Below are 25,058 nucleotides of genomic sequence, written 5' to 3' on the forward strand. Positions count from 1 at the left end.
AATTAGTCTTTGAAAAAAATAATCAAATCGCTTATCTTAACAACCTAACTGACACATTTAACTTAACGGACAACTTTAATACTTAAATTTTTACTGCCTGTCAGATTAAATCTTGACTACTACATATAATGAAATAAGTAACATTATATCTATCATCCGATGTATGCAAACCATTCATACATGCTTTCGGATATTTTACCATGACCTTTTCTAGACCTTTCCTCCCCCTTTGGAATAAAGCATTAAATTCAACACAGAATAAATTTGGGTATTCTTGCTTCACCAAATCGACTTTTTTGCTAACCTTACTTAAGTGATCTTGACCTATTTCCGGACTATCTATATATAATCCTTTACTTAAAAAAACACATTGCATCAACTGAGTGATACTGATCAACTCAAATAGAAAAGCTTTTATATATTTTCCACACATAGTTATATTAGTTTATAGGTGGGTATAAGCTCGCTTACATTAAAGCAGTTTTTAATATGATTTATGAAATAAATTATATTAAATCAACCTATACACGGCAATACACTATAGTTTTATATACTGCATATTTTTATGCTTGTGGTTTAAGTAACCTATATATTACCGAAGCAAGAAGGATTCCAAGGTTAAAGTAAGGAAGTAGGGGATTAAAGTAAGGGTTCAAAGGGCAAGAGTAAAAAAAATGCCATGCAATAAATCATCACTGCATGGCACAAAAAAAATAAAAGATGGCAACTACCTACTCTCCCGCGTATTACCGAAGTACCATCGGCGCTGCTGGGCTTAACTGCTCTGTTCGGAATGGGAAGAGGTGCACACCAGCGCTTTCGTCACCTTTATTTTTAATATTTTAATCTTTTGAAATTATACCAAATCAAAAGAAAGTAATTGACTACTGTAAAAGCAAAATCAAGAAAAAAACAAGAAACATTCGGGTAATTAGTATTGCTCAGCTTTGCCATTTCTAACTTTACACCTGCAACCTATCAAGGTCATCATCTTTAACCACCCTTATTGAAGTCTCATCTTGAGGCGAGTTTCGTGCTTAGATGCTTTCAGCACTTATCTCTTATAAACGTAGCTACTCAGCAGTGCAACTGACGTCACAACTGATACACCAGAGGTTTACCCAACCCGGTCCTCTCGTACTAAGGTCAGCCCCTCTCAAACTTCTAACGCCCGCAATAGATAGAAACCGAACTGTCTCACGACGTTCTGAACCCAGCTCGCGTGCCACTTTAATGGGCGAACAGCCCAACCCTTGGAACGTGCTTCAGCTCCAGGTTGTGACGAGCCGACATCGAGGTGCCAAACCTCCCCGTCGATATGAGCTCTTGGGGGAGATCAGCCTGTTATCCCCAGAGTACCTTTTATCCTTTTAGCGATGGCCCTTCCATACGGAACCACCGGATCACTATATCCGTCTTTCGACTCTGCTCGACTTGTTTGTCTCACAGTCAAGCACCCTTATGCTATTGCACTCTACGTACGATTACCATCCGTACTGAGGGTACCTTTGAAAGCCTCCGTTACTTTTTAGGAGGCGACCGTCCCAGTCAAACTACCCACCAAACACTGTCTCCTTATACAAAAGGATTAGATAACACATAGATAAAGGGTGGTATTTCAACGACGACTACTTACGCAGCCTCCCACCTATCCTACACATTATCCACATATTATCAATGTTAAGCTATAGTAAAGGTTCATGGGGTCTTTTCGTCCCATTGCGGGTAGACGGTATCTTCACCGCCACTCCAATTTCACCGAGCTCGTGGCTGAGACAGCGCCCAGATCGTTACACCATTCGTGCAGGTCGGAACTTACCCGACAAGGAATTTCGCTACCTTAGGACCGTCAAGGTTACGGCCGCCGTTTACTGGGGCTTCTATTCAGCGCTTCAATCTTGCGACTTAACACCTCCTATTAACCTTCCAGCACCGGGCAGGTATCAGACCTTATACTTCATCTTTCGATTTTGCAAAGTCCTGTGTTTTTGGTAAACAGTCGCCTGGGCCTTTTCACTGCGGCCTATTGACCCTCCTAAAAGGATCAATGAGGCACCCTTTCTCCCGAAGTTACAGGGCTATTTTGCCGAGTTCCTTGGCCACGAATCACTCGAACACCTTAGGATATTCTCCTCAACTACCTGTGTTGGTTTGCGGTACGGTTAGCTAGCACCTAACAATTAGAGGCTTTTCTTGGAAGTATGATTAGGGTCATTATCTACGCCCCCGAGGGATTGTAGTACTATCACCTTCGACAGATATGGTGGATTTGCCTGCCATACCTATATCTACGGGCTTTAACCTCCTAAATTCGTCAGAAGGCAGACCTTTCACTCCTTCGTCCCCCCTTCTCTATTACTAGCTAGTATCGGAATATTAACCGATCTTCCATCGCCTACGCCGTTCGGCTTCAGCTTAGGGCCCGACTAACCCATGGATGACAACCATCGCCATGGAAACCTTAGTCTTACGGTGTAATGGTTTCTCACCATTATTTTGGTTACTCATGCCTACATTTTCTTTTCTAATCAATCCACCAAGCATCACTACTCAGCTTCAACTCAATTAGAATGCTCTCCTACCCCTTGCTATACTTAAATAGCAAGGCCATAGCTTCGGTAATATACTTAATGCCCGTTCATCATCGACGCTTTGTCGCTCGATCAGTGAGCTGTTACGCACTCTTCAAATGAATGGCTGCTTCCAAGCCAACATCCTGACTGTCTAAGCAACTAAACCTTCTTAGTTCAACTTAGTATATATTTGGGGACCTTAGCTGATGGTCTGGGTTCTTTCCCTCTCGGATTAGGACCTTAACGCCCTAACCCTCACTCCTAAGCAAAACTGATAGTATTCGGAGTTCGTCTGGACACGGTAGGTTACCCCCCTAGTCCTATCGGTAGCTCTACCCCTATCAGTATACACTTAAGGCTGTTCCTAAAAACATTTCGGAGAGTACGAGCTATCTGCCGGTTTGATTAGCCTTTCACTCCTACCCACAGCTCATCCAAGGACGTTACAATATCCACTGGTTCGGTCCTCCACGTTGTTTTACCAACGCTTCAACCTGGCCATGGGTAGATCACCGGCTTTCGCGTCTAACTCCTCTGACTAAAACGCCCTATTCAGACTCGCTTTCGCTTCGGCTTTTCCTTTCAAAAGGATTTACCTTGCCAGAAAAGATTAACTCATAGGCTCATTATACAAAAGGCACGCCGTCATTTTATAAAAAAACTCCGACTGCTTGTAAGCGTATGGTTTCAGGAACTATTTCACTCCCTTATTCAGGGTACTTTTCACCTTTCCCTCACGGTACTTGTTCACTATCGGTCTCTTAGGAGTATTTAGCCTTACCGGATGGTGCCGGCAAATTCAGTCAGCCTTTCACCGGGACTGACCTACTCAGGATACTAACTAAACAAATAACAATTACCTTGACAGGGCTTTCACCTTCTATGGCTTACTTTTCCAAAATAATTTAAGTTTTTGTTATTCACTTTTAACAGCTAGTCCTACAACCCCATAACAGCCGAAACTGATATGGTTTGGGCTAATCCACGTTCGCTCACCACTACTTATGGAATCACTATTTGTTTTCTCTTCCTCTGGGTACTTAGATGTTTCAGTTCTCCAGGTTTGCCTCCCTTATTTAATTAAAGGGATACCCTACATAGGTAGGGTGGGTTGCCCCATTCAGAGATTTGCGGATCAAATCGCACAGCCAATCCCCGCAACTTATCGCAGCTTATCACGTCTTTCATCGCCTCTAAGAGCCAAGGCATCCTCCATACGCCCTTAATTATTTCTTACTTGCTCTTGAAATGGAAATAGACTGAATCCTAAAAAGGAATCCGCCTACCCTATTTTGCTTTTACAATAAGTCAAAGAACATCTTTCGAAACCTAACGGAGATCGACCTAGCACGCTTGCACCTTATCATTTGATGCCTTTACCGCTTTGATCTCTTCCACGTTGAATCGTAATACAAAGGTATAACTTTTTTTTTTAACCGCAAATATTTTTTTCAAATAAATGTGGTATTGCTTTGCATCATATCGCTTTTTTAATCTTACCTCCCCTATTTTTGCACGTGATCAGCCAATGGAGTCAAATTAAGGGAAAAGTATGCTAATACAGCAGTACAAAAAGTAGTCTATGGATAGATAGTTAAGTATACTCCTCTGCCCATGGCCGCCAATAAAAAGTTTGGCGCGCAGTAAAAGTAACGAAATGCTCTATTGTTCAGCGGGAAAAACAGAACTCGCCCACTACGTGGGCTCACACAAGCTGTTTTTCTGATCCGCTGCATAACAGCTCGTCTAAAGATTACAAGTTTACTGAAGCGCCAATTTTTTTTATCGGCGGCGATTAGCACCTTATGTTGACGCCATTGGAACAAACGCAATTAATATTATATTTTATTTGACAATCAATAAAATACACTACTTAAGTTGACCTCATTGAGTGATCAGCTAATGGAATTTTTATTCTGCTTTTTTGGAAAGACACTAGCTGTCCTAAATTGATCCCATTACTTACGCAAATTAAATAGATTCAACTTTTTTTTAGGATTAGGTTCTGGGTCTGTAGAGGGGTTAGGGCTCCAGTCACGCACAAGGACCATAACATAGAACGTTGACAACCTTGTCATATAATCCATAATAACATCTTGACTCTTTTTAGTATTTTCTTTTAAAATACCTATCGATTTCAATACGTTATTGATCTGATTTAAGAATTCATTCATACCATCCATTAATGAATCTAATTTCTTGAGCCTGAATTCTTTTAGATTTTCTATAGCTCCTAGTAACAATTTTGGGTCTTTAATTATATCTACATCGTGCTCTGCATCATCTCCATAGGTTTCTTTATAATACTTCTTGTACGTATCGTATAATTCGGACCTTTTCATTCTTGGATCTTTTATCGAATCAAGCATGTTACAGCTGAATGTTACAAATTCATTCACCTCTCTTTTGAGCACCTCGCATTCCTTCTCTCTAATTGCTATTAACTTTTTTAGGGCTACTGATAACGATATTAGGTATTTATAGTTACATGGATTTACCTTAGAAAATCCACGAATTTCTGTACAAAGCCTCTCATAGACCTCGTATGCTTTGATCTTATAATATTTTAGGGAAGGACTGTCATGTTCAGTTATCTTTTTATAACATTCATTATCTATAGGTAATTTAGGGAGTTCACGGGATTGTTCGGGATGATCGCTATTATTAGAAGATTTGCCTACTGCTTCTACAACCCCATTCTTAACCTGGCTTGTAGTACATCCAAATAAATTGATAAACAAACCATTAGATAAAGTCAATACTATTGGAAATTTTGTTTTTGAAAAGATAAAACCTTTGCGAATCGATTTATTTTTATTTATATCCATGATGTGTAATTGGTTGTCAGTTATAGTTTAGTTTAGTTTAATGCAGGGCCCAATGCATTGAGAAACGATGCCAATGGGCGTATCATGCACCTAAAGCTAAAGGGATCACTTGATATAGGGCGGTTTGTTGTCAGAGCATAACTGCACCTCTGAATGAACCATGATTATGAACAAATGTTCTAGCATGCACTTCAGTTCTATCCAAGTAATGTCTGCTTAACATCAAATACATAAAGTTTAAAAAAAACTACTTTTGAGTTTTTACACTTAAATCTTGTATCCATTCAGTGGTGTGGTTTTTAGGCAATAATATTTTGTATCTATTCAAGTTACTCGTTTTTTGCATTAAAAGAACAACGCCCCTGAAAAAGTCGCGGTTTAGAAAGTGGCATTTTACAGATGATTAGGAAAAAAAGTTTCCTTTGAAGCCCCAAAGGGGGCGCTTCCTGTTTTTCCATCTGTAAGATGACACTTTCAGCGACTTTTTACCGAGGGCTTGATTTTTTGTCCACTTTTTTATCAAGAAAAAAGTGGGATAAAATGCATTATTAACCAGTACCGTGAACAGATACTAAATCTTTAAGTTGAACAATAAGTCTAAAGGGCATATTACGGTTTCCCTATGGGCAGAAAAATCAACCCACTGCCTACTAGTACAGTAAAAGCTTTTGCAGAATTATCTATTTTACAGGGTAACCGCAACTTTCTATAAAAGCTTATCTGTTTTTTTACGCACTGTCCAGCACTAATCCACTGCGTGAGTTATATCAAGAAAAAACTTCATCGATTACAGCTTCTACGACTTATGGATGGTTCGCCTGCTTCCAGTTTATATCCATCCTAACAGCTTAAATTGTCTAACAAGTGGTTTTTATACTGATAAGATAAAAAATCAAAAAACTTGTTCGAAGAGCGGATTTGACCTAAATTCCATAATTCCATCCCAGAAAACGATCAACCATACCGATGAAACCATATTTAACTTTATTAGCACATATCTTAGCAGAGGGAATTGACAAAAAAGATAGGACTGGAACAGGAACCAAGAGTATTTTTGGCTACCAGATGCGGTTTAACTTAGAGGAGGGCTTTCCATTGCTTACTACTAAAAAAGTGCACCTGCACGCTATTATTCATGAATTACTTTGGTTTTTAAGCGGTAATACCAATATAGCTTATCTACAGCAACATGATGTTACAATATGGGATGAGTGGGCAACTAAAGAGGGGGAACTAGGCCCTATTTATGGCCATCAGTGGAGGAGTTGGCCTACCGCAATAGGAGAAAAAATTGATCAAATAAGCGCCATTATAAAGGAAATAAAAGCAAACCCTGATTCTCGTAGGCTATTGGTCAGTGCATGGAATGTGGGTGAAATTCCTAAAATGGCATTGCCGCCTTGTCATGCGTTTTTTCAGTTTTACGTAGCGAATGGAAATCTATCTTGTCAGTTCTACCAACGTAGCGCGGATGTTTTTTTAGGAGTACCTTTTAATATTGCTTCTTATGCGTTGTTAACGATGATGATGGCGCAAGTATGCCAACTACAACCTGGAACGCTAATTCATACCTTGGGCGATGCGCATCTCTACCATAATCACCTGGAACAGGCAAATTTACAACTCCAACGTAAGCCATACGCATTGCCTAAGATGCAACTCCGCGGGACCGTAACCGATTTGTTTGATTTTGTCTATGAGAACTTTACACTACTCAACTATATACATCATCCAGCTATTAAAGCAGCTATTTCTGTGTAAAAGTCTCTCGTTACTTTTTTCAACCCAATTGAGTGCTTTTTCTATTTTATCGCCTGCCTATTTTACCTGTTGCCAGGCGAATCCACTTTTACCACCTAATTTTCTATCCATATTCTAGCTAAGCCATCTTAGGTACTATCCACCATTATTATAATACTTCTCTATTAAATTTTTGGCAATAGCAACTGTTTCTGGATCAGGTTCACCTGAATAGTTACTAGGCCTAAAATGCATCTGAAACGATGTGCATACATATCGGGTAGCTTGATCCAACATGCCTGTAAGATGAATGGATAACCATAGGTATTTAAATCTTTTTGAAATTGCTCAATATCTATGCTACCTTGTTCTTTTACATCAAGCTCAGATCGATTATACCAAGCACCTATACCATTTTTATAAAGTTTTTCCCAAGGAAAGGCAAGACCTGGGTCCTGCTTTCTTCCAGGTGCCAAATCAGCATGGCCTATTATATGAGTAGGCTGCACACCATATGTTGTCATAATCGGCTGCGTTAAGGCGATAACAGTATCTATTTGATAATCTTAGAAAGGATCCCAAGTACGCTTACCGGCTACATCCTCATAGCCTACATTCACTATTTTTACACCTATCGAGGTACTATTGACATCATTAAAAGCGCCCCACTGACCAACACCTGCATGCCAAGCCCGCTTAGCCTGAGGGACCAAACTATAAACCTTCCTCTGGTCACCTATAGCTCTTTTGGGTACTAAATAATGGGCACTAACGCGTGCAGGCCTAGATGCATCTGTTAAGATTTGCAAGGACCTTTCCAAATCTGCTACAGTATAATGCATCACCAGTGTAGATATAGCATTCGATCCACGCTCATTGTAGTTGGGGGAGGGACGACTATAATCCACTACAATTGGATTATTGATCAAATTACTTGAATACCCAGGACTATACATTCCATTACGGAACCCACTACACGATGAAATAATAGGTTTAAGACCTGAAAACATCAATGCTAAGCATAAGCTTAGATAGATACGCATGGTAATATTGTTTAGATTTTAGCAGCATACTGCGCATACCGAATCATTACTTTACCTAATACATAGGATTTAAAAAATATTAGATTAATTCTATACTATTAAACATAAATGTAAATAACAAGTATACATTCTGTAAAACCATTATCATAAAATTATACTTATACAATACAACTGCTTGCAACTATTAAAAAATATGGAAGGCACAAAGGATACATTTTACTACAACTATACCACTACACCACTTGGCAAAATACTGCTAACCACCCACGCCAACCAACTAACGGGGCTATATCTGGAAGGAGACAGACCTTTTCCTATCATGCCAACCCAGCGGGAATACCATACTACACCATCGGTTTTCAAGGAGATAGAGCTACAACTGCACGAATATTTTAATTTAAAAAGGACTACTTTTACAATTGATTATAAGTTATATGGAACTGATTTTCATATAAATATATGGAAATCCTTGCTCAAAATTCCCTACGGGGAGGTCTGCACTTACAAAATGCTTGCCTCTTTAACAGCGTACCCGCATGCAATCAGGGCAGTAGCTTCTGCTATTGGTAAAAACCCTTTGTCTATTCTATTACCTTGTCATAGAGTGATTAGAAGCGATGGATCACTAGGCGGATATGCTGCCGGGATAGCTGTAAAAAAACAGTTGCTTACATTAGAAGCGCAAGCCATAAACTAGTTTATGGCTTGCGAGGCATGACACCATTCAAATTGAACGGCCGAAACCACTAGGTTATCTTGCCTTGAACAATAATTTTGTATCTTATTTTTCATAAGTAGCAGATCAGGTTTTAAGTAGCAGATCAGGCTATGGTAAAAAATGCACACAACGCACGAATTATGAAAATTGGTTTACTCTCAGATACCCATGGGTGGTTGGATCCTAAAATTTTTGATCACTTTGAAAAATGTGACGAGGTGTGGCATGCAGGGGACATTGGTGACTCTGAGTTACTTCCTGTATTTGATCGTTTCAACCATTTTAGAGCGGTATATGGCAACATTGATGACCGTACAATAAGAAATAAGCACCCTGAATTTCAATCATTTCAATGTGAGCAAGTGCATATATGGCTGATACATATATCGGGTTATCCGCCTTTATATACGCCACAAATACGCACCAAATTAAGCGTAGAGCAACCTGATATTTTGGTAGGTGGCCACTCACACATCTTACGGGTGATGCATGACATCAAGCGTCCTCCGATGCTTTACCTGAACCCTGGTGCGGCTGGACGCCATGGTTCCCATTATATGCGTACGCTATTGCGTTTTGAAATCAATAATAAAAAGGTTCACAATATAGAGGTTATAGAGCTAGGCACTAGAGCGGCATTAGTAGAGTATGATTAAGATTTCCGTTCAAAACATTGGCGAAAAGGTAATTTGGTCTTTGCTTCCATTGTGTTAATTTAAATAGTACATGGCCGTCGATAAAAAGTATTTATTCAAGTCACTGGTTTTTATGTTAAAAGAAAAACGCCACTGTAAAAAGCTTTTTGCTGAGGGCTTGATTTTTTTTACTTTTTTATCAAGAAAAAAGTAAAAATAAAACAGTGTATTGAAGAGATACGATATCCCTTCAGTTGATGCCATTGGTTGAACACATACAATAACTAAAACTATACAGTTAACGACTGATGAGATTATGAAATTTATCGATACACATGCCCATATATATGACCTTACATTACCTTTGGTTGTAGAGAATGCGCAAAGAAACGATATCCAAAAAATCTATATGCCAAATATAGAGGAAGAGACGATCGAAAGAATGATGGATGTAGCCGGAGACTATCCTTGCTGTTTGCCTATGATGGGGATCCATCCTTGTCATATCAGAAAAGATTTTACCAAACAGTTATATATAGTAGAGGAATGGCTGGATAAAGGTGGGTTTATAGCCGTTGGGGAAATTGGTATAGATTTATACCATGATACTGCTTTGCTTGAAGCACAACAGGAAGCATTTAGCATTCAACTTTCTTTAGCCAAGCGCTATCATTTGCCTGTATCTATTCACTGCAGAAATGCCTTTAAAGAGGTCATCAACCTATTGGAAATAGAACAGGACGGCAGTCTAAAAGGAGTGATTCACTGTTTTACCGGGGACTTGCGTGAAGCAGAAAAATGTATAGCGCTGGATTTTTCGCTAGGGGTTGGCGGGATTATTACAATACCGAAAAGTGGACTAGCCGAAACCATATCGGCTATAGATCTCAAACATTTGGTCTTAGAAACCGATAGTCCGTACTTAGCACCCTCACCTTTTCGAGGGAAACGCAATGAGCCAAGCTACTTACGCTATATAGCAGAAGCACTTGCAACCATCAAGGAGGTCTCCTTAACAGAAGTGGCATCTATAACGACACAAAATGCTGAGGCAATTTTTGAGGCAAAGAGATAATAAGGAGTGTTTATCTTACTTTTGTATCTGTTCACGATACTGGTTAATAATGCATTTTATCCCACTTTTTTCTTAATAAAAAAGTGGAAAAAATCAAGCCCTTGGTAAAAAGTCGCTGAAAGTGTCATCTGTAAGATGACACTTTCAGCGACTTTTTACAGGGGCGGTGTTCTTTTAACGCAAAAAACCAATAACTGGAATAGATACCTAATAAAAACCACTGCGCTGAACAGATACCAAAATATTTTTGCCTAAAAACCACACCAATGAATGGATACACTATTTTTCTTTTCATCTGTAAACTCTGCTTTCTGATCGTGATTTTTTACAAGAGGCATTTTTCTTGTTTTGGGACAGTGTTTCCAAATGACTGAATAGATACGAAAAAAAGTATGATATAAAATTCTTTTTACTGTCCTAAATCTTTTTTACTAATTTTTTTCCGGCCTCATATCCCTTAGGGGATACTTTTTTAGTAAAATTTTTGAGCCTTCTCCAAAAACTCACTTTTCCCTTGATACTCCCTAATTTTGCTTTTAGGTCCAATCCTTTACGCAAACTATCTGCTCCACTTGCGGCTGCGGCTGCTACTGCTGCACTACCAACTACACCAGCAGCTACCATGCTACCGGCTTTAAAGTTACTATCTTTTCCTTTGACCTTACCACTACCTGGAACCACATTATTTTTGGGAGATCCAGTCCCACTGCCTGCTACATCGCTAACACTAGTTGCACTAGATTTACTAACACGGCTATTTGCTCCTGAAGCAGCAGGAGTCCCTGCAGATTTTCCTGGCCCATGGCCTCCCCCGCCAACTCCTCCTCCACTCCCGCCAGGACCATTACCCGCCACACCACCTTGTAAGCCGCTACCAGAACGCCCAGTATCAGCATCATTACTATAGACACCATGGCCAGAGGAGGCCGGCTTTACACTAGAAACAGGCTTGCCAGACTGAGCCGTAGCCACACTGGATGAGGCATAGACCGCCCCACCAGCTTCATTAGATCCATGATAAATCTGGTCAGCCCCTCCATCATAGGCCCCCGGTGGTGCACCACTGTAGGCCCCATTCATCCCATTAGGGCTAGGTGCAAAGGCTTCCTGCTGCGGTGCAGCAACGGCTGCCTGATAAGAAGTGGGGGGGGCAGCGACCTCCTGATAAGAGGGTGGTGGACCACCCCTTTGACTAGATGGTCCCTTGGAGGTTGCACTTACACCCGATGCTTTTGCATAGTCGTTATCTACACCTGAAGCAGATTTCCCTGTCCCTACAGGAACTAGCTCCTCCAATACAACGATATGTGCCTCGGCTCTAACCAACGTACCATCTACTTGAAACATAGAATAGACAATGTCTAGATCTACCAATCTACCTTTAAAATCAATCTGCCCCCATATTACACGAATGTAATTGGGCGCATTGTTTTTTTTCTGGACGCTATAAGCAACCTCTTGTAGTTGTTTGACTTGCTCCATTACAGCAATGGTATTGCTACCAGGCATAATCCCTGTATTGTCAAATAAAAGACTAAAAGAAAGTACCTTGGGAGGGGATCCACGGTATTTAAGCAAATGCGCACTAGGAGGAGTGCCTCCAGGAATATGGTAGGATACGGCACTTTTAATAACCAAGTTCTCTGGATTAATAGATGTAATAAATTCTCCTGTAAAAGAGGAAAATTTATTGTCCCTACATGCTTTAATAACTAGCTTACTAACGTTACTCATACCTGGAGGCTATTTTACCTTGCTTCTCGATCTTCTAATAATGCGTTGACCATATCCTTTACCAATTCTTGCTGCTGCGTCGTATCCAGTAAACAATCAACTGGCTTATTGGTCGTATTTTCTACTGGTTGAGTGGGTTTATGCACTGCAAACCTAATCACGAATTCATGAATTATAATTGACATAATCCATACAATTTATTTGCTACACTAGACCTCTTTCGAAACCGTTTTCGCATGGTCATTTGGCGGTACAGCTTGTCTATGCCGCTCCGCATACATTTATAGTATGCGGGTGGCTATGTCACTGGTCACCATTGTACACGACAAATAGGTTGCGAAAAAGGTCTATTACTGCTATCACTTAGTACGCACCAACCTAGAATAGCCAAGCGTAATGGTTTCTCCTACCTCAAATTCGGTTGGACCATTTAACTGGAATGGTGTAATGGCTATGCCCTTTGGATAGACATCTTCTATCTTCCACTGTGCCAGAATTTTACCTTCCTTATTAAGGACCAAAATATGGGCTTGCGTAAGCTTAAACAATCCTTTATCAATGGCTTCTTCGCACCAAACGGTTATTTTAGTTTTCCCCTCTACTAAGGGCCTCGTCAAGATTAAATCAGTCGTTTCACATGCATTGGCTCTATAATAGGGCCTATTCGCCCCTCCAGGTAGATAGGGCTCCATACGCAAAGCATTATTTAACCCTTCTACCTTGTAGAAATATTCTGGTGAACTACCATCTGTTATACCCAATACTTCTACTTGAAAAGAATAGGTATGGACCAAATTAAAATCAGCCATAAATATCAGAACAAGGTTACAAACATCATGTGACTACTTTTTATCTGGACTCAAGCCTTGTAAAGTAAAACGTATACGGATATATCCCATTTCACCTGTAGCCTCGTTTTTTCTATTTAAAAACAACTCTGCTTTCTGGACAATAACGTCATTTACGGTTGTTTTGGTATCTATTGAACCATCTTTTTTATGTACACAAAGGGTAAATGGCTCTGCGTTATATTTATCCTCCAGTACCTCTTGAACCAAGCTATATGCTTTTGTTAACAACTGTTTACCAGTTATAAACGGCAAAAACTCTACAGTGAAAGCGACCACTTCTTGAGCGCTGTGCTGATTTTGAAAAACTGGCGCTTTGGTTGACGTATCATATACGGCCGCTTTTGTAGATGTCTTTTGATTAGGCATACCAACAGCCGAAACACTACAAGTTTTACTATCAAAACCTGCTTGATTAAAGTGTTTATAATCAATAGTTACTCTTTGCATAATATTTCAAATTCTAGTTAAACTACTTAATATCCGAAAAACTCAATAACGAATGGAGCAAGCTATTGTTTAATAACAAAACTAACTGGATCATAAACTGCCAGCTCGGCTGTGACTTCCTGTAGTCCAGTTTCAGGATCTACTTCACTACTCATTTCACTCACATACCCCTGAAATTGTATATGGGTAAATGGCTTATCATCATTGGTTGCAATACTAAAAAGCATATTTTCCACATATTTTTTAGGATCACTTTCCTTGGTGGCTTCTAAGTTTTTTTCTATTTTTTTAATATCATCATCAAATTTTTTATCTGGTGTTTTCAGTATAGAAACTTTAATATCAGTTGTCTGTTCAATTTCACCTCCTTTGCGTATCGCATAAACAGATTTACCTTGTGCATTAATGGACCTAATATATTGGCATTCATTTCCTAAGGCAATTGCTATATGGTAATCCGTTATACTAACTTTCGAGGAGCCCAAATTAAAATGGACGATAGCAGGTATTAACAAATTCTCAGCCATGATTATTTCAGTTTTAAATATTTTTAGAACAGACCTCTTCCGAAACTCCACTTCTGCTGGTAATTTGCTCGTTAATCCGGTACTCAAATCCTCACGTATATTTAGCACACTCCCGTTTTGCGCGCCGCCTCTCCTACAAATTCCTTAGGACAAGTGGGTTTCGAAAAAAGTCTATTAATTTACTCTCTATAGGTATCGTTACCCATCTGCACCCATTTTTTGTTCAAAGGTGATCACAATAAACTCAGCTGGTCTAGGCGCTGCTACTTTTACGGAAATGCGCATAATGCCTTCATTCACGTCATCCTGAGACATCGTCTCACCTAATCCACAAAGGACGGTGAATGCCTCTGCAGGGCTTGCGCCTACCAAAGCACCTTGTCTCCAAAGATTGGTCAAGAAGTTGGAAATCATTCCCTGTACCACTGCCCAGGTAACAGGAACGTTTGGCCTAAAGACAACGGAAAAGGCTGCATTTTTAATCGATTGCTCAATAAGGATAAACAAACGCCTAACGTTAATATACCGCCATTCTGGACTATTTCCTGCCAAGGTTCTGGCACCCCAAACAACTGCCGCACCGGCTCCTTTAAAGGTTCGAATAGCATTGATAGATTTACCGCTAATGCCATCTACGTTCAATGCTTCTTGCTCTTCATGGGTAATCTTAACCATAGGCTCTACCACAGAGTTTAAGTTTTGGTTAGCCGGCGCAATCCATACCCCTCTTGCTTTATCCGTTCTGGTATACAACCCAGCCATAGCCGGAGCAGCTGGAAGAATATTCAACCGATCAGCAATGGTTTTACGCAGTAATTTATACTCCTTACTGGTATTCTTTAGTCCAGCATCCCAATAGACTTTTTCTTTCTCTGTAGTAGCACTGATTAGATTGGCCAGCATGGTTTTGTGCTCTTCTTGTAATACACCTTTGAGCGACTCTAAATCAAAGTTTCTGTAATCAATGCTATTCAATGGGATAATATTGGTTTTAACCCATGGATAGTAGGCAGCACCATAACTCAAATTATCTAATCCAATATATTCACGAAACCTGTTGACATATTTGTTTTTATCCTCGATAGATAATTCCTTGTTTCCACCCCATACATCAAATAATGCTACTTTATTCAGATACTTACCACAATGGGCGAGCCCATAGGTCTGTACCGCATAGTAAGAGGCATCTTCCTCTTCTAATAAGAGTGAGTCTGGCATTAGCAACATGGTTGGCACCTCTTCTCCAGCTAAGGTGTCTATGCCTTGTTTGAATACATCTGGTGTAATTTCTAATTGTACATTTGGGTCACCATATTGACCAACAGAAACAATAAAACAATCTGCTCCACCATTATCAAAGAATAGCTTTAAACTATTATATAGGTAAAATGTAGAATTTAGACTCTGTTCCATAACATAAGACTTGCCATTCATCACCAAATCTTTGTCTCCACTGGTTACCTCCTTAATGGTATAAACAGGTACTGCTGGTCCACCAAAAAACAACTCAAATTCAGAAAGCGAAGAGATCTGAACGGGTTTCATATGAAACGACTTTCCATTAATTTCAGCTCTTTCTGTAAAGCCTATAAAAGCAGGAACTGCGGTTGATACTTGAACCACGGCGTTGGCACCCGTATCCTTCTCGACGATGTACACGCCGGGAGTTTTTAAATTTTCAGCCATTTTATTTGATTTTATGAATTATATAAAAGTTAAATTAAATTTAAACTAAACATATACAACTATATCACTATAGTGTTTCTTCCCCTTATCCTTTTTAAGCGCGTCATAGGTAGGATAAGGCAATTTTTCTAATAATATGGTCTCGCCTTTTGCACCGCCTAGTGTGCAAAGTGAAAAAGAACGATCGTATCGATCACAAAGCTCCATGGGCATAGTAGATTCTGCACAATAGGTATTGGGGCATTCTGGCAAAGCCTTTACTACACCAAAGTAAGAGGCATCTCCTTTGGATAGAATCTTTAGCGCCTTACCAAGCTGTTGGTTGGTATCTACGAAATAATACCGCCAAAAGGTAGCACGGTTTTGAATCTTAATGGTATAGGTAATAGGTGCCACCAAGGTACGCTCTTTTTGATCGGATAAAGCATGCACGAAACGGGTAAGATCTATATCAATCATGGCAAAAACATTCCAACCTGGCCCGGTTGGGTAATGAGGCACATCTTGAATTTTTACTAGATCTGATTTGCCCATAGAGGCTTTACTATGTAGCAGATGATGGTCCGTATGCCCATTATGCAAATAATAGACTTGACCGGTTGAGTACCCTGCTTCTAACTCTGCTAGATTCAATAGTTGGCTATTTTTTAATGTCACCACAAAGGAAAAGGTAATGCCCGCTGCCTTTTTTTTAAACAACGCCAATGGATGATCATAATCCTGTGAAAGCCATATCAACTCTATGCCATCTGGGTGACCCAACAGACGCACCCTACGTGCGGCCATCCAAGAAGCAGTAGCCTTTGTTGGCTCTATATCGAAGTCATTCTGAGGTTTATTAGATTTATAATAACCATTTGAAATAACTATACGAAATAATTTTGTTGTAAATGCCATTACCGCTCACGTGATAAAAATGCGGATACTACCTTTAAATCCATCGTAGCATCTCCTATAAATATGAGACCTACCTTATAGAGCAAAGAAGGACTATAAGACGTATGCAAACTTTTCCAAAGCATGGACCGCTCCGATGGCGCCATCTTGACTAACTCAACTGAAAAACTTTCAATCCCAATCTCCTGCAAAACAGGTGTATTAGAAGCATCAAAATGCGACTTATTTTGAAAAAATGCTGCCACATAAGCGAGTAATTCTAAATTTTTTAATAAGCTTTCTGCGTTATAATCAGTAGAAAATAAGAAATAAAGGTTAAATGCTTCTGGCATTTTACGCATGACAAAGCCATCTCCCTGTGGCACATATTGCGTAGGATTACTACGCAGCTCTACTGAAGCAATATCCACCAACCTCATAAAAATTCCCTTGGAAGATTTGCTTTCTATTTGGGAATTTCCTAAAATTGACAGGGATATAGCTGGCCCCTTTACATTCGTTTTAGACTGAATGTATTGATTTACTTCAGATAATATAGTACTAGTGCAATGATGCAACATGTTGAGCCATTTTATTATTCATGATACTTACTTGATACTTACTGCATACGCGCCATAACGATTGTATACAAAGATGCCATACAGCAGGTGCACTCGGCTCATCACTCCGCTTGCCTAGCGGTTCATATAAAAAAAACGCTTTATAGCTTAAATATATTACATTTTTAGATCTTTCTTTACTCAAGGCTACAAGCATTATAATTTTTGCTTAACAGTCGTAAACCATACCAGTTATAAGCCCCCTTAAAGAAACGCAGCGGCTAGGCAAACATAACCAAAAGCCCATGCATTTAAACGCAAAACAGAGTTACAAAACCGACACTTGAATAACCAACAGCTGCGCGCTATGCGGCTACATCCTTCTACACGCTAGGCTCACAAACTACCCTAACCTGGTTATTAGCTACCGAGGTGAAACCACTCCTTACTGAAATGGAAAATGAGGTAGACCCAACCGTATAAGTGATCTTCCCTGCTATGAAACTACTTAAAGTAGGTGCATGATCAGAAAGTACCTGAAATGGACCAAGTGCACCTGGCAACATTACACTATCCACCTCTCCATTAAAAAGCCTATGATTAGGCGCAATGATAGATAAATGCATATTGAAACTATTTACTTTTGGTAGACAATCACGCTCAATAACTAATTGCGCTTCCTATTAACTGAAAGGTAACTAAAAGGTTTTTTAAAAGCAAATGGGCTGAAATAGATTATGTCATAAATAGCCTACCATTTGTACCCCCCTCTAAGGATAGCCTTCTTCCAAAACACTACAGGTCATGTGAAGATCAGCTACATGCGCAAGTGTATGCAAAAAAGGCCATTATAAAATAAATGGTGTCAGGAATATAGTATATAGTATTATGCAACAGCAGTAACAAAACGCGCTGCAGCAACAGCACGAGCCGCATAACGCTGCGCAACAGCAGCAGAGCGCTCAGCAGCCTTGGCAAAATCACGAACGACATCAGCAGCTGCTGCTGCAAAAGCAGCAGCTGCTATCCGCAACAGTCTTAGCAGCGTCAGCAGCAGCATAAGCATAAGCAGCACAAGCAGTATATAGATAAGCCGCAGCACGATCTGCAGAACGAAAAATAGAAGCAGCATGAGCAGAGACCCTGCATATACAGCCAACCGTAGCAGACTCAGCAGCAGAACGAGCAGCAGAAGTAGCATACGTAGCAGCAGTAGCAAAAAAAGCAGCATACGCACCGGCATACGCAACAGCAGCAGCAAAGGACGCGGCAGCAGTAACAGCAGAAACAGAAGTACAATTATATGCATCCGCATAGCCAGAAGCATAGGCATAAGCAGCCGCATAGCCAGCAGCATGCGCAGCAACACGCATATAAGCAGCAGCATTAGAACAAGCAACAACAGCACGCCCATAAAGAGTAGACGGACCAGAAGTACCACCATCAGGAGCAAAAGCACGCGCAACAGCAGTATCAGCACGAGCAGCCGCAACCGCACGCGCATCCGCAGCAACTGTATCGGCAACCACACGTGCATCCGAAGCAGTCCTAAAATCAAAAGCAACAGTAGAAGCAAAATCCGCAGGGCCGGAAGTATGGGGAAGATGCACAACTGCATCGCGCAGCAAAAGATTGAACCCCGGGATGCACATCCTGCCTAATGCCCGTATGGCAGCCACCTAATAGGAGCAACGACAATATAAAATGCACCTATGTTCCATGCTTTTCTTAGCTAATAGGTGTGGCCCTACACCGTTAAACTATGACTTACCTAAATGCCTAGCTGCGGTAATATGCATACCCTAAACCAGGAGGCATATATAAAATAACATATAAAAATGCAACAATAAGATATCTATATTGCACTTTTTTCTTGATAAAGCAGTGTACAAGAAACCAAACGCTGATGAAAAAAGCGCATACGTGCACAAAACCATAGCCACAAATGCTGTCTTAACCTTACTTACGAAAGTATTTGTCCCGTACGTAATGAAACAACAAATAATTCATTGTAATCATGTATAATGCGATCGCAATGGCAAAACCAGTTTTAAAGGATATCATAGACAAAAAACAATAAAGTTTAATAGAAAAACATCATTAATCTACAGTTATTATGGAAACAATCCAAAAAGGTTTGTAGCAAACTAGATTATATTAGGCTACATAAGATGAGCGGCGCATACATTGGGAACGAGCACATTGCGTCTATATCTACAGGAGCTATATAGTTGTTGTAACCCTTTAAATCAACCTTTCTTGTTTTAAGCGGCCCCACTCTCGTATAAATAAACCTGTTCTTAGAGAAGTATCTGAAATAATAATCTCTTTGAGCTTACATGTCGTCAGAATCACCTTAATAAGGATAGCTGATAAGGGGATTAATTTTAAAAAAACGGGTTCAATAGGAAGTTGTTTTTGCCAAATATGCACAGGTGTGGTTTGTATAACATGATAGATGTTAAAAAACTGCTCTGCCGACACCCTTTTTATACTACTATTTTTTGTTTGAATAGGTAAAAAGTTATAGTGGCATTTGTACAACATCAACAATGTACGGAAAGCACCAGAACTGCCAATGAGTTGACTGGGTCTATAGCGGTTAGTGGCCAGAAAAAGCGGGGCCAAAGCCGTACGATAATAGTTTTCTAAAAGGGCTACTTGAGGAGGGGTAATAGGGTCGCTATAAGCAAACTGAGCAGCAACACGGCGTATGCCGAGTTCAAAGCTTCTTTCCCATAATGGTTCGAAATGGTTAAAGATAATACATTCCACACTCCCACCACCTATATCAATAATCAAACCGTGTGCATCTGTTAAGGTAAAGCAAGAGTTAATACCATGATAAATTAACGTAGCCTCCTCTATACCGGAAATAACTTCTACTTGAATATCTGTTTCAAGACGAATCGCTTCAATGATCTCAGCTGCATTAGGTGCATCGCGTAAGAAGCTGGTCGCCTTGGCAACAATACAACGAACGCCATCTATATCTAGCTTTCTTTTAATCGCTACTAAGGTAGCTACAATATTGCCTTGCTCTTCTAATGAGATATGCATCCCGTACAAGGGATGCTGTACCATTGCTCTTGTAATTTTTTCTTCATAAAGTATGGTATATGTTTCTTGGTCAACTACTCCTACCAATACATTTATAACATTCGTACCTAAATCAATAACAGCTAGTTTGGACATGTTATTAAAATTAAAAAGCTGTTCTATGGTTTATGGTGTGGCACACTCTACATCTAAATAACGATTTTCTTTTCTAAGAAAGAAATACTCCATTTAAGATACAATACGATATCGGGCATGATTTTATGTACTACTTTGCCATAGCCTGGAATAGAATAGTTCGACACACGCGGATCATCATTTTGTTTGCCATGCAAAAAGTGGGCTATGCTAAACTGCATACCTCCATAGAGTTGCGCTGCGAATCTAAGCTCAGAAACGCCCACGCACTTTATCCAACCTGCTACAAAGGGCTTGACGCTAGAGGTATGATCATTAAAAAAGGTAATCAGGTCAAAACGACTCTGCCCATAAGCAACACCAAAATAAGCATTACTCAGACGATTCAGATGGAAGACATACAAAAGGGCGCCTAAGACATATCCACCTTTTGAGCGATAGCTTAATACGTTGGTATAGCCTATCTCTTTAGGCTGATCAGACAAATAGCCAAAATCAATCGACAACTGTATGGGACCACGGAAATGGAGATCAACGCCTCCCCCATAGCGTCTCTGCCCATTGGGCCACAAGTTCCGTAGGAAGGCCAACCAATTTATTCTCAACCCAATCTGCTGTACAAGAGGGGTGTAACTAGGTAGCTGCATGGGCTTAGCAACCAAAAAGCGGTGTAAAAGATCCATTACATTGCTATGGCCCCCTTTGACCAAGGGCAAACCCGCTTTGTCTTCTATAGGCAGATGGCCTTCAAGTCTATTGGCTACTTCCATCGGAGGATCTGCTTTTTCAGGGAGCCAAGCATATCTGGTACCTGGCACCTGATTGCTAGGATTGGCCCCAACGGGGGTAACGTTAAACCATGCATAGGCAACGATTAGGAATAAGGTTCGTATGTTTAATAGGGACCGCATAGTTATTAAATACCAATATTGAAATGTACACTCAGCTACCATGCTTATCTTCGAGCACGGCTATCACCCATCTTTCTTTTTGATGCATATCCTTATATAAGCATATTTGCTTAAAATTTGCACGATATAGCAAATCTACAACCTTTTCGCCTAATGCTTCATTGATTTCTAAACAGAGTATCCCATTGAGACTCAAATGACGCACCGCAAGTTGGATAATCCGCCTATAAAATAGCAATCCATCATGCACAAATAAAGCTAAATGGGGCTCATAGTCTAGCACATTTGCATGCATAAGGGACTGCTCCTGCAGACGCACATAGGGAGGATTGCTAACGATTAAGGACCAATGGGTGGCAGGCAGTGGCTCCGTTAGAATATCCATTTCTATAAAATGCACGGCTACACCTAACTGCGCTGCATTATAAGCAGCAATGGCTAGTGCTTCTTTGCTGATATCAATGGCATCTACTGCTGCCTGTGGGAAGTGCTGCTTGAGGGTAATGGCAATACAACCACTGCCGGTTCCTATGTCTAGGATAGAGGTGGGAGGCGAAAGTTGATGCATTAAAAATGTGACCCACTCCTCTGTTTCTGGTCGTGGAATAAGTACAGCAGGCGTTACTTTCAAGCGATTACCTGCAAAATAAGTAGCGCCAATAACGTATTGAATGGGCTCATGCTTGTTTAGTCTACTGACTGCATCTAACAACTTTTTTTGAAGGGCAGGTGAAATGGTGCACAGTGGATTGAGTATATAGTCTGCCAGCTCAACCTGTAAATAAGCAGCCAACAACTGCTGCACTATAGCACGACATTCTAATGGGTTGGGTATAGGCAATGCTAGCGCTTTACACAATAGATCTGATAGCGTGCGAAGGGGTATGGACACTACAGGAGATGCTGCATTAAAAAGTAAACTCATGAGATATTTGTAATATGATTTGCTAAGGTAAGCCACCCTATTTGCGCTTTTTGTAGCCAGCCCACTCAACCAACTATTTTGCCTGATCGTACATGTAATGCATATAAAAAGTTCACGGATAAACTAATATAAAAACGTATCACCCATCGGATGTTATTTGGTCTACATGTGAAATAGCCACTAAGGTTGATAAAATATAGTACAACGGTCTACAAAATTAGTAAGGTTAAATTGGTTTTTGTAATTTTTTTTATAAAATTGTGTTTCGTATTTTGCTTTTATAATTTACTTAATCATCATGTTAACGCACAGGCATAATCAAACGAACCTGGTAGCCCATGGGGAGGACAAAACTGCCATCCTAATCGCCCTTGTTACCCCCCAACAACCTTTAGCCAAAACAGAAGAATATCTTATAGAACTCGCCTTTTTGGCAGATACTTGGGGATTGAAAATTGTTAAAAGATTTATACAAAAATTAGACCATCCACATGGTGCTACTTTTGTTGGCAAGGGTAAACTAGAAGAAATAGCTGCTTGTATAAAAGCGGAAAAGGTTGGTTATGCTATCTTTGACGATGAACTTTCTCCTTCACAAGTGCGCAATCTGGAAAAATTACTATCCTGTCAGATATTAGATAGAAGTTTATTGATCCTGAATATCTTCTCTATGCGTGCCCAAACCAAACAGGCAAAAACACAGGTGGAATTAGCACAGTATCAATATTTACTACCACGACTTACCAGGATGTGGACCCATCTTTCCAGTCAAAAAGGGGGTAGTGCAGGTATGCGTGGCCCTGGAGAAAAAGAATTGGAGACGGATAAGAGAATTATTCAACACAAAATCACGAAGTTGCGTGAAAAATTAAACAGCATTGCACAACAATGTATAACCAGGCGTAAAGGTCGGAGTGATTTGGTTCGTGTGGCATTGGTGGGGTATACCAATGTAGGAAAGTCTACTTTAATGCAGCTGCTATCCAGGTCAGATACCTTGGCTGACAATAAGTTATTTGCTACAGTAGATGCGACCGTACGCCGGGTAGTATGCAATGGACACCCATTCTTATTAACGGATACAGTAGGCTTTATCCGTAAATTACCCCATACACTAGTGGAATGTTTTAAATCTACCTTATCAGAAATTAAAGAAGCAGATTTGCTACTGCATATCATAGATGCTTCACATGCGGGTTTTGAAGAGCAAATAGACATCGTCAATCAAACCTTAGCAGAAATAGGGGCGGTAGATTTGCCAAGGATTTTAGTATTCAACAAGATGGACGCCATCAATCAGGAAAGCATACCCAGTACTACACACGCAATAGATAGCGCAACGGGTTTAAAGACAACAACCTATCACGACACCATTGATGGTTACCCTTCCGTTTGGATCTCCGCAACAAAAAATATACATATCGACCTGCTAAAACAAGCGATTACAGAAGTAATAGAACGGATTCAGGTAACGAGATATATCAAAGCTAATTATTAACAGTTACTCAGCCTTATAGGCTATTAATCCAAATGTTTATATTTCCAATGCGCTGCCTCGCCATGCTCTGCTATATAATCCATTCGTTCTGTACGTACTTGCATCTCTAGCCTTCCATATTGATAGGTTTCAAAGGTAAGATGGAGCGACTCATAACTACTATCTCTTGGTATACTAATCCAATCTCTCATAATATTACAAATCGGACTATACAGATCACTGACAATGGTCAGTACGCGCCAACAAGCTATCTTTTCTTCTTGTAGGGTTTTACCATCCATACCTGTTAAAATGACTCTAATCGCGGCAAGATCATGTATTTGATCGACATTAACCTTTAATCTTTGAATTTTATGCCAAATAGAATAAATAGATTTAATACGCTTCTTTAAAATAAAATTAATTCCATGTGCTTGGACGGCTGAATCCACCTCTTCAGAAATAAGGTTTAACTTCTGCTGCCTTTGAAGCTTGGTCATACCGAGCTTAGCAGTAATAGAGTAATAGCTCAAGCTATAGGTATGCTTTAACCAAAAATCTGCTAACTTAGCTTGAATATTATATAACCGCATTCTATGGGCAAGTGGAATATAAAAACACTTCAGATCAAGTAAAAGCTTCGTGCTAGTGTAATAGAGCAGTTCTGACTGCAGATGCTCCAACGGTACGCCACTATAGTTTACGCGGATGATGTCACAAATTTGTAACAAGATGGCTAAAATACGGGGTGCAGCTACATCAGGGGCACTACGACCGTTTAAAATAACGCTACGACACAATTTGCAACGCTTTAATCGATTCAGTTCTACCAGTATAGAAGCTATTTTTAAGCCAAACCGGCTTTGAATGGCTTCTTTTCTGACTAACCCTTTTAAGAAAGGTGGTGCTAAGATCGCAGCAATAACCGTAGAAAGCCCCAAAGACATCTCCGTAGTAGCAATAACAGCTACTTGGATAGACTCCCTTAAAGAGCGCTTAAACATTTTTGAATGGGTCTGCTCTGCAAAGCTTTCTGCCCATGAACACGCTTCCTGGATACTGGACCAGGTGTGCTTCATAGCTTTTGGCGTTTCAGAAACTGCCCTTGCAAGCTGATGCAAATTCCAATCATTTAGATCAAGCATTTCATGTTTTTTCATGGCTCTATACAATCAAAAGTTTCTTACACAAACCAATTCCATATATGGATTTTGGCTCATGACTCCCTTCAAGTAAAGTTTACTACTTCGCTTCAAA

Annotated in this window: 24 protein-coding genes and 2 rRNA genes; 5 read left to right on the forward strand and 21 right to left on the reverse strand. The window is 40.0% G+C overall.

Going from position 1 to position 25,058, the window contains the following annotated elements; genetic code table 11:
- Window positions 1-100: 100 nt before the first annotated feature.
- From NLX65_RS00005 to NLX65_RS00020, 4 genes are all read right to left on the reverse strand, one after another.
- Window positions 101-433, reverse strand: a complete 333-nt coding sequence (locus NLX65_RS00005; protein WP_260535794.1) for a hypothetical protein — start codon at window positions 431-433, stop codon at window positions 101-103.
- A gap of 285 nt (window positions 434-718) precedes the next feature.
- Window positions 719-830: ribosomal RNA gene (gene rrf, locus NLX65_RS00010) — 5S ribosomal RNA — on the reverse strand.
- An 81-nt stretch (window positions 831-911) separates the two neighbouring features.
- Window positions 912-3,809, reverse strand: a 23S ribosomal RNA gene (locus NLX65_RS00015).
- Window positions 3,810-4,531: 722 nt separating this feature from the next.
- Window positions 4,532-5,401, reverse strand: a complete 870-nt coding sequence (locus NLX65_RS00020) for a hypothetical protein (RefSeq protein ID WP_260535797.1) — start codon at window positions 5,399-5,401, stop codon at window positions 4,532-4,534.
- Between the two features lie 966 nt (window positions 5,402-6,367).
- Here NLX65_RS00020 and NLX65_RS00025 point away from each other — a divergent pair.
- Complete coding sequence (locus NLX65_RS00025) at window positions 6,368-7,162, forward strand: thymidylate synthase (protein WP_260535799.1); 795 nt, start codon at window positions 6,368-6,370, stop codon at window positions 7,160-7,162.
- A gap of 164 nt (window positions 7,163-7,326) precedes the next feature.
- Here the strand turns inward: NLX65_RS00025 and NLX65_RS00030 are convergent, their stop codons facing one another.
- Together NLX65_RS00030 and NLX65_RS00035 are read right to left on the reverse strand one after the other, a co-directional pair.
- Window positions 7,327-7,665 carry a hypothetical protein gene (locus NLX65_RS00030; RefSeq protein WP_260535801.1) on the reverse strand — a complete coding sequence of 113 codons (339 nt, stop codon included), beginning with the start codon at window positions 7,663-7,665 and terminating at the stop codon, window positions 7,327-7,329.
- 42 nt (window positions 7,666-7,707) lie between these two features.
- On the reverse strand, window positions 7,708-8,184 hold the full coding sequence (locus tag NLX65_RS00035; protein ID WP_260535803.1) for an N-acetylmuramoyl-L-alanine amidase: 477 nt from the start codon (window positions 8,182-8,184) through the stop codon (window positions 7,708-7,710).
- Window positions 8,185-8,377: 193 nt separating this feature from the next.
- Between NLX65_RS00035 and NLX65_RS00040 the strand changes: the two genes are divergently transcribed.
- The 3 genes from NLX65_RS00040 to NLX65_RS00050 all read left to right on the forward strand — a co-directional run bounded on the left by NLX65_RS00040 (window position 8,378) and on the right by NLX65_RS00050 (window position 10,612).
- Window positions 8,378-8,881 carry a methylated-DNA--[protein]-cysteine S-methyltransferase gene (locus NLX65_RS00040; protein ID WP_260535805.1) on the forward strand — a complete coding sequence of 168 codons (504 nt, stop codon included), beginning with the start codon at window positions 8,378-8,380 and terminating at the stop codon, window positions 8,879-8,881.
- A gap of 161 nt (window positions 8,882-9,042) precedes the next feature.
- Window positions 9,043-9,558, forward strand: a complete 516-nt coding sequence (locus tag NLX65_RS00045; RefSeq protein ID WP_260535807.1) for a metallophosphoesterase family protein — start codon at window positions 9,043-9,045, stop codon at window positions 9,556-9,558.
- A 295-nt stretch (window positions 9,559-9,853) separates the two neighbouring features.
- Window positions 9,854-10,612 carry a TatD family hydrolase gene (locus tag NLX65_RS00050; protein WP_260535809.1) on the forward strand — a complete coding sequence of 253 codons (759 nt, stop codon included), beginning with the start codon at window positions 9,854-9,856 and terminating at the stop codon, window positions 10,610-10,612.
- Between the two features lie 417 nt (window positions 10,613-11,029).
- On the opposite strand, the gene NLX65_RS00055 is transcribed toward NLX65_RS00050, so the two are convergent.
- The 14 genes from NLX65_RS00055 to prmC all read right to left on the reverse strand — a co-directional run bounded on the left by NLX65_RS00055 (window position 11,030) and on the right by prmC (window position 22,324).
- Window positions 11,030-12,346 carry a CIS tube protein gene (locus NLX65_RS00055; RefSeq protein ID WP_260535811.1) on the reverse strand — a complete coding sequence of 439 codons (1,317 nt, stop codon included), beginning with the start codon at window positions 12,344-12,346 and terminating at the stop codon, window positions 11,030-11,032.
- A gap of 14 nt (window positions 12,347-12,360) precedes the next feature.
- Window positions 12,361-12,531, reverse strand: a complete 171-nt coding sequence (locus tag NLX65_RS00060) for a hypothetical protein (RefSeq protein ID WP_260535813.1) — start codon at window positions 12,529-12,531, stop codon at window positions 12,361-12,363.
- Between the two features lie 174 nt (window positions 12,532-12,705).
- Window positions 12,706-13,155 carry a phage tail protein gene (locus NLX65_RS00065; protein WP_260535815.1) on the reverse strand — a complete coding sequence of 150 codons (450 nt, stop codon included), beginning with the start codon at window positions 13,153-13,155 and terminating at the stop codon, window positions 12,706-12,708.
- A 33-nt stretch (window positions 13,156-13,188) separates the two neighbouring features.
- Window positions 13,189-13,644: a hypothetical protein gene (locus tag NLX65_RS00070; protein WP_260535817.1), complete on the reverse strand. Its 456-nt coding sequence runs from the start codon at window positions 13,642-13,644 to the stop codon at window positions 13,189-13,191.
- A gap of 62 nt (window positions 13,645-13,706) precedes the next feature.
- Complete coding sequence (locus NLX65_RS00075) at window positions 13,707-14,279, reverse strand: palindromic element RPE1 domain-containing protein (RefSeq protein ID WP_260535819.1); 573 nt, start codon at window positions 14,277-14,279, stop codon at window positions 13,707-13,709.
- Window positions 14,280-14,369: 90 nt separating this feature from the next.
- Complete coding sequence (locus tag NLX65_RS00080) at window positions 14,370-15,830, reverse strand: phage tail sheath family protein (RefSeq protein ID WP_260535821.1); 1,461 nt, start codon at window positions 15,828-15,830, stop codon at window positions 14,370-14,372.
- A 72-nt stretch (window positions 15,831-15,902) separates the two neighbouring features.
- Window positions 15,903-16,754, reverse strand: a complete 852-nt coding sequence (locus NLX65_RS00085; protein WP_260535823.1) for a hypothetical protein — start codon at window positions 16,752-16,754, stop codon at window positions 15,903-15,905.
- Window positions 16,754-17,314: a DUF4255 domain-containing protein gene (locus NLX65_RS00090; protein ID WP_260535825.1), complete on the reverse strand. Its 561-nt coding sequence runs from the start codon at window positions 17,312-17,314 to the stop codon at window positions 16,754-16,756. The genes NLX65_RS00085 and NLX65_RS00090 overlap by 1 nt, the downstream gene beginning before the upstream one ends.
- A gap of 362 nt (window positions 17,315-17,676) precedes the next feature.
- Window positions 17,677-17,919 carry a FoF1 ATP synthase subunit delta/epsilon gene (locus NLX65_RS00095; protein WP_260535827.1) on the reverse strand — a complete coding sequence of 81 codons (243 nt, stop codon included), beginning with the start codon at window positions 17,917-17,919 and terminating at the stop codon, window positions 17,677-17,679.
- 260 nt (window positions 17,920-18,179) lie between these two features.
- Window positions 18,180-18,326, reverse strand: a complete 147-nt coding sequence (locus tag NLX65_RS00100) for a hypothetical protein (RefSeq protein WP_260535829.1) — start codon at window positions 18,324-18,326, stop codon at window positions 18,180-18,182.
- The gene (locus NLX65_RS00105) at window positions 18,286-18,972 is read right to left on the reverse strand and encodes a hypothetical protein (protein WP_260535831.1); all 687 of its coding nucleotides are present in this window, start codon (window positions 18,970-18,972) and stop codon (window positions 18,286-18,288) included. Before NLX65_RS00105 ends, NLX65_RS00100 begins: the two co-directional genes overlap by 41 nt.
- Before the next feature lie 565 nt (window positions 18,973-19,537).
- Window positions 19,538-20,488: a Ppx/GppA phosphatase family protein gene (locus NLX65_RS00110; protein ID WP_260535833.1), complete on the reverse strand. Its 951-nt coding sequence runs from the start codon at window positions 20,486-20,488 to the stop codon at window positions 19,538-19,540.
- 53 nt (window positions 20,489-20,541) lie between these two features.
- Entirely contained in the window at window positions 20,542-21,399 is an 858-nt protein-coding gene (locus NLX65_RS00115) for a porin family protein (RefSeq protein WP_260535835.1), read from the reverse strand.
- Between the two features lie 31 nt (window positions 21,400-21,430).
- Window positions 21,431-22,324 (reverse strand): peptide chain release factor N(5)-glutamine methyltransferase, encoded by an 894-nt coding sequence (prmC, locus tag NLX65_RS00120; protein ID WP_260535838.1) that lies wholly within the window; start codon window positions 22,322-22,324, stop codon window positions 21,431-21,433.
- Between the two features lie 298 nt (window positions 22,325-22,622).
- On the opposite strand from prmC, the gene hflX reads away from it, so the two are divergent.
- Window positions 22,623-23,822 (forward strand): GTPase HflX, encoded by a 1,200-nt coding sequence (gene hflX / locus NLX65_RS00125; RefSeq protein WP_260535840.1) that lies wholly within the window; start codon window positions 22,623-22,625, stop codon window positions 23,820-23,822.
- A gap of 23 nt (window positions 23,823-23,845) precedes the next feature.
- Here the strand turns inward: hflX and NLX65_RS00130 are convergent, their stop codons facing one another.
- The gene (locus tag NLX65_RS00130) at window positions 23,846-24,961 is read right to left on the reverse strand and encodes a bifunctional (p)ppGpp synthetase/guanosine-3',5'-bis(diphosphate) 3'-pyrophosphohydrolase (RefSeq protein WP_260535841.1); all 1,116 of its coding nucleotides are present in this window, start codon (window positions 24,959-24,961) and stop codon (window positions 23,846-23,848) included.
- Between the last annotated feature and the right edge of the window lie 97 nt (window positions 24,962-25,058).

The organism is Candidatus Cardinium sp. TP (assembly GCF_025215055.1).
Classification (GTDB): domain Bacteria; phylum Bacteroidota; class Bacteroidia; order Cytophagales; family Amoebophilaceae; genus Cardinium.

Bases quoted from the DNA above. Each gene is read 5' to 3' on its own strand.
- NLX65_RS00020 (WP_260535797.1), bottom strand. From the start codon at position 5,401: ATGGATATAAATAAAAATAAATCGATTCGCAAAGGTTTTATCTTTTCA.
- NLX65_RS00090 (WP_260535825.1), bottom strand. From the start codon at position 17,314: ATGTTGCATCATTGCACTAGTACTATATTATCTGAAGTAAATCAATAC.
- NLX65_RS00065 (WP_260535815.1), bottom strand. From the start codon at position 13,155: ATGGCTGATTTTAATTTGGTCCATACCTATTCTTTTCAAGTAGAAGTA.
- NLX65_RS00050 (WP_260535809.1), top strand. From the start codon at position 9,854: ATGAAATTTATCGATACACATGCCCATATATATGACCTTACATTACCT.
- NLX65_RS00055 (WP_260535811.1), bottom strand. From the start codon at position 12,346: ATGAGTAACGTTAGTAAGCTAGTTATTAAAGCATGTAGGGACAATAAA.
- NLX65_RS00005 (WP_260535794.1), bottom strand. From the start codon at position 433: ATGTGTGGAAAATATATAAAAGCTTTTCTATTTGAGTTGATCAGTATC.
- NLX65_RS00095 (WP_260535827.1), bottom strand. From the start codon at position 17,919: ATGCATTTATCTATCATTGCGCCTAATCATAGGCTTTTTAATGGAGAG.
- NLX65_RS00040 (WP_260535805.1), top strand. From the start codon at position 8,378: ATGGAAGGCACAAAGGATACATTTTACTACAACTATACCACTACACCA.
- hflX (WP_260535840.1), top strand. From the start codon at position 22,623: ATGTTAACGCACAGGCATAATCAAACGAACCTGGTAGCCCATGGGGAG.
- NLX65_RS00025 (WP_260535799.1), top strand. From the start codon at position 6,368: ATGAAACCATATTTAACTTTATTAGCACATATCTTAGCAGAGGGAATT.
- prmC (WP_260535838.1), bottom strand. From the start codon at position 22,324: ATGAGTTTACTTTTTAATGCAGCATCTCCTGTAGTGTCCATACCCCTT.
- NLX65_RS00110 (WP_260535833.1), bottom strand. From the start codon at position 20,488: ATGTCCAAACTAGCTGTTATTGATTTAGGTACGAATGTTATAAATGTA.
- NLX65_RS00115 (WP_260535835.1), bottom strand. From the start codon at position 21,399: ATGCGGTCCCTATTAAACATACGAACCTTATTCCTAATCGTTGCCTAT.
- NLX65_RS00030 (WP_260535801.1), bottom strand. From the start codon at position 7,665: ATGACAACATATGGTGTGCAGCCTACTCATATAATAGGCCATGCTGAT.
- NLX65_RS00045 (WP_260535807.1), top strand. From the start codon at position 9,043: ATGAAAATTGGTTTACTCTCAGATACCCATGGGTGGTTGGATCCTAAA.
- NLX65_RS00060 (WP_260535813.1), bottom strand. From the start codon at position 12,531: ATGTCAATTATAATTCATGAATTCGTGATTAGGTTTGCAGTGCATAAA.
- NLX65_RS00130 (WP_260535841.1), bottom strand. From the start codon at position 24,961: ATGAAAAAACATGAAATGCTTGATCTAAATGATTGGAATTTGCATCAG.
- NLX65_RS00035 (WP_260535803.1), bottom strand. From the start codon at position 8,184: ATGCGTATCTATCTAAGCTTATGCTTAGCATTGATGTTTTCAGGTCTT.
- NLX65_RS00085 (WP_260535823.1), bottom strand. From the start codon at position 16,754: ATGGCATTTACAACAAAATTATTTCGTATAGTTATTTCAAATGGTTAT.
- NLX65_RS00070 (WP_260535817.1), bottom strand. From the start codon at position 13,644: ATGCAAAGAGTAACTATTGATTATAAACACTTTAATCAAGCAGGTTTT.